Annotated in this window: 3 protein-coding genes; all 3 read left to right on the top strand. The window is 73.4% G+C overall.

What is annotated here, in order from left to right; genetic code table 11:
- Positions 1-70 precede the first annotated feature (70 nt).
- From EDC50_RS09385 to EDC50_RS09375, 3 genes are read left to right on the top strand one after another with little or no spacing between them, the layout of a single operon-like run.
- Positions 71-6,550, top strand: a complete 6,480-nt coding sequence (locus EDC50_RS09385) for a DUF7927 domain-containing protein (RefSeq protein WP_147674837.1) — start codon at positions 71-73, stop codon at positions 6,548-6,550.
- Between the two features lie 10 nt (positions 6,551-6,560).
- Positions 6,561-10,253: a hypothetical protein gene (locus tag EDC50_RS09380; protein WP_199742137.1), complete on the top strand. Its 3,693-nt coding sequence runs from the start codon at positions 6,561-6,563 to the stop codon at positions 10,251-10,253.
- On the top strand, positions 10,253-12,196 hold the full coding sequence (locus EDC50_RS09375) for a COG1361 family protein (RefSeq protein ID WP_123770202.1): 1,944 nt from the start codon (positions 10,253-10,255) through the stop codon (positions 12,194-12,196). Before EDC50_RS09380 ends, EDC50_RS09375 begins: the two co-directional genes overlap by 1 nt.
- Positions 12,197-12,415: the final 219 nt, after the last annotated feature.

The raw sequence follows: 12,415 nt of genomic DNA, 5'->3' as shown, positions 1-12,415 counted from the left end.
CCCCGATCGGGATCCGTGAACGTCTGCTAGCGCCGCCCCGGAGGGGTCGCGCCAGGGGGTAGTCGGCGTGGTGCTCAAACTCGAAACGAGTCTGGCGGCCTGTGGCCGCCGTTTCGTCGCTCATGCGCTTCTTCTTGCGTGCGCCGCCTTCGCCGCGCCGCAGGCCTGGGCGCAGAACGCGGTCAACACCGCCACGGTGGCGACGCCGTCCGGCGTCAGCGATCCGGACGCGGGCAACGACAGCGCGACCGACCGCGATCCGATCGTATCGGTGCCGAGCTTCGACTTCTGCGAAGCGAACACCGTCTGGAACGTCGGGCAATCGGACCCGAGCGGCACCGGCCACTTCTACCGCTACGCCATCGGCGGCAGCGAAACGCAGGTGCCGGGGCTGTCGCTGCCGGTGCCCGGCAACCTCAACGCGCTGATGATCGACCCCTCCAACAGGCGGCTGCTGTTCATCAGCTACCAGGGCGGCATGGCCCAGTTGTGGGCGTACGACCCCGGCAACGGCGGCTGGTACCACGCGGCGCCCGCGTTCGCCGCGCCCGATCTGCCGCGCGCGGGCATGCGCCAGGACGGCGTCGGCTTCCTCGTCGCCGGCGACAACGCCACCCCGCGGGTGTGGCGAGTGGCGGCGGCGGGAGCCTACGGTTACACGGTCAGCCTGGTCGGCAACCTCGCCTTCGACGTTGCCCCCGCGAACAACGTCTACAGCTCCGGCGACGTCGCGTTCGACGCCGCGGGCAACGGCTGGCTGACCGTCAGCCAGGACCTGTACAAGATCGATTTCGACGCCGCTCCGCTGGTGGCGGTGCGCCAGCAGCGGCCGCTGCTGAACGGGGTGCCGAGCTCGATCCAGTGGGCCGGCGTGGCGTTCGGTCCGGACGGCGACCTGTACGTCGCCAACAACAGCGCAGGCGGCACGCAGAGCCGGTACTACCGGCTCGATCTGGCCTCCGGCACGCTCACGCCCGCGGCCGCCACCGCCGGCAACCAGGCCCGCGACCTGGCCTCGTGCGCGTTCCCGGCCGAACCGCAGCCGGCGCAGCTGCAGGTCGAAAAGACGCTCGCCCTGGTCAATGGCGCCGCGCCCGCGGGCGGCGCGCGCGTGCGCCCCGGCGACACGCTGACCTACCGCATCGCGGTCCGCCATGCCGCCGGCGACCTGGCGGCGACGCTGTTCCCGGGCGACGTGACCGACACCCTGCCGGCGAACACGAGCTTCGTCGGCGGCGACTTCGCCTGCTCCGCCAGCGCCTGCACCAACACCGCCACGGTCAACATTCCCGCCGGCGAGACCCGCACCCTGGCGTTCGTGGTGCGGGTGGACGATCCGCTGCCCGGGAGCGCGGCCAGCATCGACAACACGGTGCAGGCCAGGAACGTGGATTGCGCCGCCGCGGGCAACGACTGCGCCGAAACCACGCCGGTCGCGCCCGCCGTCACGGTGGCCAAGGCCTCGAATCCGGCCTCGGGCACGACCGTCGAGCCCGGCCGGACGATCGAGTACACGCTGGCGGTGGACGTCGCCCACTCCGCCACCACCGCGGCGGTCACGCTGACCGACACGCTGGGCGGCGCGCAGGCGTTCGCCGGCACGCCGACGGTCCCGGCCGGCGGCAGCTGCGCGCCCTCGGGCACTACGATGGTCTGCACGCTCGCGGCGGGTTCCGCACCGGGCCGCTACGAGTTCCGCTACGCCACCACCGTGGCGGCGTCCGCGACCGGCTCGATCGGCAACGCCGTGGTGCCGGGCGGCGACGACCGGCCGACGTGCGCGGCCGATGCCTGCCGGACCGGGCATCCGATCGTCGCCACGGCGGTCACCGTGGCCAAGGCCTCGGTTCCCGCCAGCGGCACGGCGGTCGATCCGGGCAGCGAGATCGAGTACGTGCTGACGGTGAACGTCGCCCATTCGGCGACCACCGACGCGGTCACGCTGACCGATACGCCGACCGGCGCCCAGGCCTTCACCGGCTCGCCGGTGGTGCCGGCCGGCGGCAGCTGCACGCCCTCGGGCAACGCCATGGTGTGCACCCTGGCGGCCGGCGCGCTGCCGGGCGCGCACGAATTCCGCTACCGCACCCGCGTCGATGCCGCGGCGACCGGCACGCTGGGCAACAACGTCGTGCCCGGCGGCGGCGACGCCCCGAGCTGCGCGCCGGGCGCGTGCGCGACCACGCACACCGTCGTCCCGGCCGCGGTGACCGTGGCCAAGACCGCCAACCCGGGCAGCGGCGCGGTGGTGAACCCGGGCACGCAGATCGAGTACGTGCTGGCGGTGACCGTCGCGAACTCGGCGACGACCGGCGTGGTCACCCTGACCGATACCCTGACCGGCGCCCAGGCCTTCGCCGGCACCCCGGTGGTGCCGGCGGGCGGCGCCTGCGCGCCGTCGGGCAGGACGATGGCGTGCACGCTGGCGGCCGGCGCGCTGCCGGGCACGTACGAGTTCCGCTACCGCACCGCCATCGACCCGGCCGCGACCGGCGCGCTGGGCAACAACGTCGTCCCGGGCGGCGACGACGACCCGGCCTGCGTGCCGGGCGCGTGCGGCACCACGCACACCATCACCGATTCCGCGGTGACGGTGAACAAGGCCTCGAACCCGGGCAGCGGCGCGGTGGTGAACCCGGGCAGCGAGATCGAGTACGTGCTGACGGTGAACGTCGCCAACTCCGCGACCACCGACGCGGTCACGCTCACCGACACGCTGAGCGGCGCGCAAACCTACGTCGGCTCGCCGGTGGTCCCGGCCGGCGGCAGCTGCGCGCCCTCGGGCACCGCCCTGGTGTGCACGCTCGCGGCCGGCGCGCTGCCGGGCGCGTACGAGTTCCGCTACCGCACCCGGATCGGCGACGCGGCCACGGGCAGCGTCGGCAACACCGTCGTGCCGAGCGGCGGCGACGATCCGACCTGCGGCGCCTGCGGCACCACGCACCCGATCGTGCCGCCGGCGGTCACGGTCGCCAAGGCCTCCAATCCGGGCAGCGGCGCGGTGGTGAACCCGGGCACGGAGATCGAATACGTGCTGACGGTGACCGTGGCGGATTCGGCTACTACCGGCATCGTCACCCTGACCGACACCCTGACCGGCGCACAGCGCTTCGCCGGCGCGCCGGTGCTGCCCGCGGGCGGCGCCTGCACGCCGTCGGGCAGCACCCTGGTGTGCACGCTGGCGGCCGGCGCACTGCCGGGCACGTACGCGTTCCGCTACCGCGCCGCGGTCGATCCGGCCGCCACCGGCGCGCTCGGCAACGCCGTCGTCCCGAGCGGCGACGACGAGCCGGGCTGCGCGCCCGGCGGCTGCGCAACCGCGCACACCGTGGTGCCGACCGCGGTGACCGTCGCGAAGTCCTCCGCGCCGGCCAGCGGCACCGAGGTGGCGCCGGGCGACAGCATCGCCTACACGCTGTCGGTGACCGTCGCGAACTCGGCGACCACCGCGCCGGTCACGCTGACCGACACGCTCAGCGCGAACCAGACCCTCGGCACGCTGCCCGCCGGTTGCAGCGCCTCCGGCCAGGTGGTGACCTGCACGCTGCCGGCGGGGTCGCTGCCGGGCACGTACACCTTCGCCTACCCGGCGACGGTGGACGCCGACGCCACGCGCGCGGTGGACAACGCGGTCGTGCCCAGCGGCGCCGACCACCCGAGCTGCGCCCCGGGCGCCTGCGCGACGCAGCACCCGGTGGTCGCGACCGCGGTCTCCGTTTCCAAGAGCGCCGACCCGGCCCCGGGCAGCGAGGTGCGCCCCGGCGACACCATCACCTACACCCTGGCGGTCGACGTCGCCCACTCGGCCACCACCGGCGCGGTCGTACTCACCGACACCCTGAGCGCGAACCAGCGCCTCGGCGCGCTGCCGGCGGGCTGCGCCGGCTCGGGCCAGGTGGTGACCTGCACGCTCGCGGCCGGCGCGCTGCCCGGCCGCTACACCTTCGTCTACCCGGCCACGGTGAACGCCGACGCCACCGGCGCGGTGCGCAACGCCGTCGTACCCGCCGGCGACGATGCGCCGACCTGCGCCGGCGCCTGCACCACCGAGCATCCGATCGTCGCGCCGGTGGTCACCGTCGCCAAGGCCTCGGATCCCGCCAGCGGCGCCACCGTCAACGCCGGCGCCACCATCGGCTACACCCTGCGCGTGACCGTGGCGAACTCGGCGACCACCGCGCCGGTGGCGCTCACCGACACCCTCAGCGGCGCGCATGCGTTCGCCGGCACCCCGAGCGTGCCGGACGGCGGCGCCTGCTCGATCGCCGGCGACGCGCTGCAATGCACGCTGGCGGCGGGTGCGCTGCCCGGCACCTACGAATTCCGCTACGCCACCGTGGTCGCGGCGGGCGCGAGCGCGAGCGGCACGATCGGCAACCGCGTCGTCGCCAGCGGCGGCGGCAACGGCGAGCCGATCTGCGACGCCTGCAGCACCGAGCACCGGATCGCCGCGCCGGTGGTGGAGGCGAGCAAGTCCGCCAGTCCCGGCGACGGCGCCGAAGTCCGCATCGGCGACACCATCACCTACACCCTGGCGGTGACGGTAGCGAACGCCGCCACCACGCAGCCGGTGGTGCTCAACGACACGCCCGGCTCCGGCCTCAGCATCGGCGCGTTGCCGGAGGGCTGCGCGGCCGACGCCGGCGCCATCGTCTGCCGCCTGCCCGAGGGGACCGTGCCCGGCCGCTACCAGTTCGTCTACCCGGCGGTGGTCAACGCCGACGCGAGCGGCGACGTCAGCAACGCCGTGGTCGCCAGCGGCGGCGGCGGCAACCAGGCCGCCGGTTGCGCGACCTGCACGACCCGCCACCGCGTCGCCGACGCCGCGCAGCTGCGCGTGGTCAAGCAGGCAGGCCCGCGCGAAGCCAGGATCGGCGACCTGGTGCGGTACACGCTGAGCATCGAGAACGTCGGCGCGGCCAACGTCAGCGACGCGACCCTGGTCGACACGCCGCCGCCGGGCTTCAGCTATGTCGCCGATTCGCTGACCGTGGCCGACGCCGACGGCGTCGCGCGCCTGGCCGGCACCCATCCGATCCGCGTCGACCGGCTCGACGTGCGCGCCGGCGAGCGCGCGACCGTGCAGTACCTGCTGCGGGTCGGCGCCGGCGTGCGCCCGGGCCTGCACGTCAACCGCGCCCACGTCGAGGACGGCGGCCGCACGATCTCCAACGAGGCCAGCGCCGAGGTCCGCCTCGCCGGCGATCCGCTGCTCGACGAGTCGCTGGTGGTCGGCACCGTGTACGACGACCGCGACGGCGACGGCTGGCAGGACGACGCCCACCTGGGCGAGGTGCGCGTGCAGGGCGGCTTCGCGCCGGGCGCGTACCTGCCGAATTCGACCACGATCGACCGCGGCGACGGCCCGCGCCCGCTGGCCGACGCCAGCGCGCCGCTGCTGCACGGCGTCGAGCTCGGCCGCATCGACGGCCGCTCGTCCGAGGCCGAGCCGCCGCTGGCGCATGCGGTGACGATCAGCCAGACGCTGCGCGAACTGCAGTTCACCGGCGACTTCGTGCTGACCAATGCGCAGGGCCTGACCCTGCGCATGGACGCCGCCGGCACCACGCGGATCGAACGCAGCGGCGATGCGGCCCGGGGCCTGACCGCGGCCGAGCCGCGCGTCGAGCGCCGCATCAGCCGGGTCGAGGGCGGCTACCGCGTCGACTACGTGATCGGCAACGCCGGCATCGCCGAGCCGGGCATCCCGGGGGTGCGCATCGCCTCGGTCGAGGGGCTGCTGATCGAGACCGACCGCTACGGCCGCTACCACCTCGAGGGCGTCGCCGGCGGGCCGGAGGAACGCGGCCGCAACTTCATCCTCAAGGTCGACCCGGCCACGCTGCCGCCGGGCGCGAGGTTCACCACCGAGAACCCGCGCCTGCGCCGCATCACCCCGGGCCTGCCGGTGCGCTTCGACTTCGGCGTGCAACTGCCCTCCGGCCTGGTCGAGGGCGGCAGGCGCACGCTGGAGCTGCAGCTGGGCGAGGTGATGTTCGACTCCGGCAGCGCCGCGCTGCGCGCCGAGGACGCCGCGGTGCTGGACGAGATGGCCGCGCAGCTGCGCCAGCACGGCGGCGGCGAGGTGGTGATCGGTGCCGACGGCGCCTCCCAGGCGCTGGCCTACGAGCGCGCGCTGGCGCTGCGCGACGCGCTGCTCGACCGCCTGCCGCGCGAGGTCGCGCTGGCGCTGAGCGTCGAACTGCGCGCCGAGCCGGACGACCCGGACAGCACCTCGGTCGCGCTCGGCGAGGCGCCGGTGCTCGGCGCGGTGCTGTTCGACACCGATTCGACGCGGATCAAGCCGGAGTACGCGCCGCTGATCGCGCGCATCGCGGCGGAGATCGAGCGCATGCAGGGCGGCGCGGTCGCGGTGACCGGCTACGCCGACCGGCGCGGCGCGCAGGCCTACAACGCCGGGCTCGCGTTGCGCCGCGCCAAGGCCGTGTTCGACGCGATCGCGGCCGAATTGAGTCCGGGGGCGCGCAGCCGTCTGCGCGTGGGCATCGGCGACGGACCGGCGGCTTCGGTCGGCGCGCATGGCCGGTAAGGGGACGACCATGAAGATGAAGCTGCTCGACTACACCTTGATCTGCCTGCTCGCCGGCGGCGCGCCGCTGGCCGCGGCGCAGGAACCCTCGCCGTCCGCTGCCGGCCCGGCGCCGCGGGACGGGGCGGAAATCGACTGCGCCGAGGGCGTGTGCCGATCCGGGCGCGGCGTGCTGGTGCGCGTGCGCAGCCGCGGCGAGGACGCGCCGCGCACGCCGGCCGACGCCGCCACCGCGCAGGCGCTGCAGCCCGACCGCCGCGTCGAGGTGGCGGCGGAACGGCCGGGCAAGGCGGTCGCGATCGCGACCCGCTCGCTGCAGCTGCCCGGCGGCGGCGTGATCTGGGCGACCGAGGATCCGGCGCTCGGCCAGCCCGAGCTCAACGCCTCGGCGCCGAGCTTCGTCGCCTTCGACGGCGCGCGCATCGCCCAGCCGGTGCGGTTCTACGTCTACAGCAACTACCCGGACTTCATCGGCCGCGCCGAGATCCTGCTCTACCGCGCCAGCGACGCCGACCTGGTGACCCCGGTCGCCACCGTGCCGCTGCAGGTCGGCAACACCATCGAGGCCGAGTGGGACGGCGCGCTGCCGCGCGAGGCGATGCCGCGCGTGGGCGACGAGCTGCAGTACGTGGTCCGCGCCTACGGCAAGGACGGCGCCCAGTACGACGAGACCTACCCGCAGCGGATCCAGCTGGTGCGCCCGGAGGACGCCGAGCGCGGCCTGCAGCGCCTGCGCTCGCAGATCGAGGACAAGTTCGGCACCGCGTTCGGGTCCACCGAGCAGGCGCAGCGGCAAAGCCTGGTCGACAGCGCCTACGGCGGCAACGGCCTGCGCCAGCAGAACATCCCGATCTACGGCTCGCGCGTACGCATCCACGGCCGCGACATCCCGGAGGGCTACTCGCTGCGCATCAACGGCCAGAGCCAGCCGCTGGACCTGGAGCGCAAGCTGGCCGCCGAGTACCTGGTGCCGATCGGCCGCCACCCGTTCCGGGTCGAGCTGACCGGCGCCGACCAGCAGACGCTCGAGCGCACGCTCGACGTCGACGTCAGCGGGCGCTACCTGTTCGCCGTCGCGCTCGCCGACGTGACCGCTTCGAAGAACAGCGTCGGCGGCTCGGTGGAGCCGCTCGCGCCGGATGACCGCTTCGACGACAGCTTCCTGGTCGAAGGCCGCCTGGCCTTCTATCTGAAGGGCAAGGTCAAGGGCAAGTACCTGATCACCGCGCAGGCCGATACCCAGGAGCGCGAGGTCGGCGAACTGTTCAACGGCTTCTGGGACGCCGACCCGCAGGACGTGTTCCGCCGCCTCGACCCGGACCTGTACTACCCCGTCTACGGCGACGACTCGACCACCTATCGCGACGTCGACACCCAGGGCCGGCTGTACGTGCGCGTCGACTGGGACAAGAACCAGGCGCTGTGGGGCAACTTCGCCACCGGCTTCACCGGCACCGAGTACGGCCAGTACTCGCGCGCGCTGTACGGCGGCGCCTTGGCGTGGCGCTCGCAGCGCAACACCGTGCTCGGCGAGCCGGCCACCGAGTTGCGCGGGTTCGCCTCCGAGGCGCAGAGCGCCCCGGGCCACAGCGAGTTCCTCGGCACCGGCGGCAGCCTCTACTACCTCAAGCACACCGACCTGCTGCCCGGCTCCGACCGGCTGGTGCTGGAGATCCGCGACGCCGCCACCGGCCGCGCCGAGAAGCGCGTCGACCTGCTGCGCGGCGCCGACTACGACATCGACGAGCTGCAGGGCCGCGTGATCCTGACCCGGCCGCTGGCCCAGGTCACCCGCGAGAACATTCCGACCCTGACCCGCGACGCGCCGCTGGACGGCTACGTGCAGGTGCTGCTGGCCGACTACGAATACGTGCCCTCGGGCTTCGACGCCGACGAACTGGCGGCGGGCCTCCGCGGCAAGCACTGGTTCGGCGACCATGTCGCGCTCGGCGCGACCTACGTCGACGAGAACCGCGCCGGCGAGGACTACAGCCTGCGCGGCGCCGACCTGACCCTGCAGGCCGGGCGCGGCACCTACCTCAAGCTCGAGCACGCCGAATCGGACGCGACCAGCGTGCCGGTGTTCTTCTCCGACAACGGCGGCCTGAGCTTCACCGAACTCAACTCGGGCCTGGGCGCGCGTTCCGGCGAGGCGAACAGCGCCGAGGCGCGGGTCAACCTGCGCGAGCTGGGCTGGACCGGGCGCGACTGGTCGGCCGGGGCCTGGTGGCGGCGCGTGGACGGCGGCTTCTCGGTGGCGCGCGCCGACCAGGGCATGGCGATCGAGGAGCGCGGCGCCGAGCTGCTGGGCTGGGTCGGCGACCGCTTCAAGCTCTACTCGCGCTACAGCCGCGCCGAGCGCGGCGCCGAGGCGCTGACCCAGGCGCAGCTGACCGGCGAATGGCGCATCGGCGAGAACGACATGCTCGGCGGCGAGCTGCGCCGGGTCGACGAGGACCAGGACGCGCTCGACGCGGTCGGCACGCTCGCGGCGCTGCGCTACCTGCACCGCTTCGGCGCCAACCTCGAGCTGTACGGCACCGCGCAGTTCACCGTCGACGACGACGGCGGCCGCTATGCCGACAACGACGCCCTCACCCTGGGCGGCAAGTACCTGTTCGGCGACCTGTCCTCGGTCGGCGCCGAGCTCACCGGCGGCGACCGCGGCGACGCGGCGCAGGTGAACGCCGAATACCGGTTGTCGCCGGAGCACACGCTGTACGGCGCCTACACCTATTCGACCGACACCACCGAGTACGACCCGCTGTTCGACCGCGGCGCCAACCCGGGCTGGACCCTCGGCCAGCGCTGGCGCCTGTCCAACCAGGTCAACCTGTTCAACGAGAGCCAGTTCCTCAAGGCGCCGAACGAGTCCGGCCTCGCCCACACCTTCGGCATGGACTTCTATCCCGGCCTGGGCTGGAACCTCGGCTTCACCCTGCAGACCGCGGAGCTGGACAACAGCGTCGGCCTGGTCGAGCGCGACGCGGTCAGCTTCGGCGGCGGCCGCACCTCGGCCGACACGCAGTGGCAGAGCAAGCTGGAATGGCGGCGCGACAGCGGCGCCGAGCGCCGCGAGCAGTGGGTCACGACCCACCGGCTGATGCACAAGCTCAGCGAGAGCTTCCGCATCGCCGCGCGGATCAACTACTCCGAGACCGAGGACCGGCTGCAGGCCCAGGCCGGGGCCAAGTTCGTCGAGGGCAATCTCGGCTTCGCCTGGCGGCCGGTCGACAGCCGGCGCTGGACGCTGCTGGGCAAGTACACCTACCTGTACGACGTGTCGGCGCTGCAGCAGGTCGGCGACAACGTCGCCACCTACGACCAGCGCAGCCAGGTGCTGTCGCTGGAGGCGGTGTACGCGGCGAACGGCCGCTGGGAATACGCCGGCAAGCTGATGCGGCGCGAGGGCGAGGTGCGCTACGGGCGCCTGAGCGGGCAGTGGGCGGAGTCGGCCGCCACGTTCCTGGCCGGCCAGGTGCGTTACGAGTTCGGCCGGGCCTGGCACGCGCTGGCCGAGTACCGCCAGCTGGAAGTGACCGACGGCGGCATCCGCAAGGGCTTCCTGGTGGGCGTCGACCGCGACATCGGCAGCAACTTCCGGGTGGGCGTCGGCTACAACTTCACCGACTTCAGCGACGACCTCACCGATTTCGATTACGACCACAAGGGCTGGTTCCTCAACCTCGCAGGAAGATACTGATGTCCGGCAGCGCATTGCAGAACACGAACCTCGAATCCGCCGCGCGCCGGCGGCGTTGGCGCATGCCGGTCGCGTGCCTGCTGCTGGCGGCGTCGTGGGCGGCGGCCGCGCCGGCGTTCGCGCAGCGCGCCTTCGCGCGGCGCTTCCCGGCGCCCGCGGCGCAGCCGCTGATCGTGCGCGGCGACATCGCGCTGATCGGCAACACCAGCCTGACCTGCCCGCCGGGCAACGCCAGTTGCGCGACGGCGCAGAACGGCAGCCTCACCAACCCGAACGACAACCGCAACAACAACTTCACCATGGTCGCGGTGGACGTGGATTCGGATCCCGCCACCCGTAACTCCAGCCGCGCCACGTTGAATCTGCCCGCCGGTTCCACCGTGCTCTTCGCCGGACTCTACTGGGCCGGCAAGAACGGACCGGCGAACGCGCGCGGCAGCGTGCGTTTCCAGACGCCCGCGAGCGGCGGCTACACCACCGTGGCGGCGAACGCGACCGATGTCATCGGCACGGATTACCAGTCCTTCGCCAACGTCACCGCGCTGGTCTCGGCAGGCGGCAGCGGCGTCTACACGGTCGCCGACGTGGCGCTCTCCACCGGAGCCACGGACCTCTGGGCGGGTTGGACCCTGGTCGTCGCCTACCAGGATCCGAACGGGACCCTGCGCAACCTGTCGGTGTTCGACGGCTTCCAGCTCGCCAACGCGGACAACCCGGCGATCGACGTCGGCATCAGCGGCTTCTACACGCCGCCGACGGGGCCGGTGAACAGCGACGTGGGCCTGGTGACCTACGACGGCGACCGCGGCCAGAACGACGCCGGCGGCGCGTCCGCGCTGATGTTCGGCGCGGATACGGGCAGCTTGAACGCGGTGTCCAACGCGGTGAATCCGGTCGCGGACATGTACAACAGCACGATCAGCGTCAACGGCGCGCACGTCACCGCGGGGCGAACGCCGGATTACAACAACACGCTCGGCATCGACATCGACGTGTTCCGGCCGAGCCCGGCCTTGCCGAACGGCGCGACCAGCGCGGTGGCGCGCATCCGCGGCTCGGGCACCGACGTCAACTACCCCGGCATCATGACCATCGCCACCGACGTGTTCGAGCCGGAGGTGGTCACCAACTTCAGCAAGTCCGCCACCGACGCGAACGGCGCGCCGTACCGTCCCGGCGACGAGGTCACCTATACCGTTTCGGTCGCCAACACCGGCAACGACGATGCGGAGATCGTGGTCGTCACCGATCCGTTGCCGGCCGGGGTGACGTACGTCCCCGGTTCGATCGTCGTGGCCCACGGGCCCAATGCGGGCAACAAGACCGACGGCGCCGGCGACGACCAGGCCGAATACGACGCCGCCCAGCGCCGCATCGTGTTCCGCGCCGGCGTCGGCGCCAACGCAAGCGCCGGCGGCACGCTGACGCCGGCGCCCACGCCGACCGCGACCTCGGCGACCGGGCTGCAGTTCCGGGTCACGATCGATCCGGACGTGGCCCACGACACCGCGATCGAGAACGTCGCCGAGATCGGCTACCGCTCGGCGACCACCGGCGAGGAGAAGACCGGCGAAACGCCGCCGGCCTCGTTCACCGTGGCCAACGAGGCCAATCTGCGGATCACCAAGACCAACACGCCGTCGGCCGGCCCGGCGGATGCGGCCGACGACCAGGTGAACGCCGGCGCCCGCGTCGACTACAGCATCGTGGTGACCAACCTCGGGCCGAGCGCGGCCAACGGCGCGACGGTGCGCGACACGCCGACCTCCGGGCTGGCCTGCGCCGCCGCGGCCTGCGGCGCGGCGAACAACGGCGCCGCCTGCCCGGCCGAGAGCGGCGCGGCCCTGGCCGCCGCGCTGCAGTCCGGAACCGGGGTCGCGATTCCCGCCCTGCCCGTGAACGGCTCGGTGACGCTCACCCTGAGCTGCCAAGTGACGCCCTGATCCGCGCCCGGTCCTCTCCCGTGCGCGGGAGAGGACCGGCGCTTCCCCGTTCCCTTCCGCGGGCGGAAACGACGGCGGACGCACGACGGAAATGCACCGCCTTCCCGCGAGCCGGCCCGCAGCGGCGCTCGCCCGCGGCGAGGGCGCGGCCGGGCGCCGCCGTCCTTCGCCATCGCCGCGCGGGCGCGCGCTCCTTCACGCCCGTTACCACGCCGCTGC

Source organism: Vulcaniibacterium tengchongense, from assembly GCF_003814555.1.
GTDB lineage: Bacteria > Pseudomonadota > Gammaproteobacteria > Xanthomonadales > Xanthomonadaceae > Vulcaniibacterium > Vulcaniibacterium tengchongense.
Note: the sequence above shows the minus strand (reverse complement) of the source record. Positions and strands in the feature narration are given on the sequence as shown.

Coding starts and splice junctions, on each gene's coding strand:
- EDC50_RS09375 (WP_123770202.1), top strand. CDS start 10,253: ATGTCCGGCAGCGCATTGCAGAACACGAACCTCGAATCCGCCGCGCGC.
- EDC50_RS09380 (WP_199742137.1), top strand. CDS start 6,561: ATGAAGATGAAGCTGCTCGACTACACCTTGATCTGCCTGCTCGCCGGC.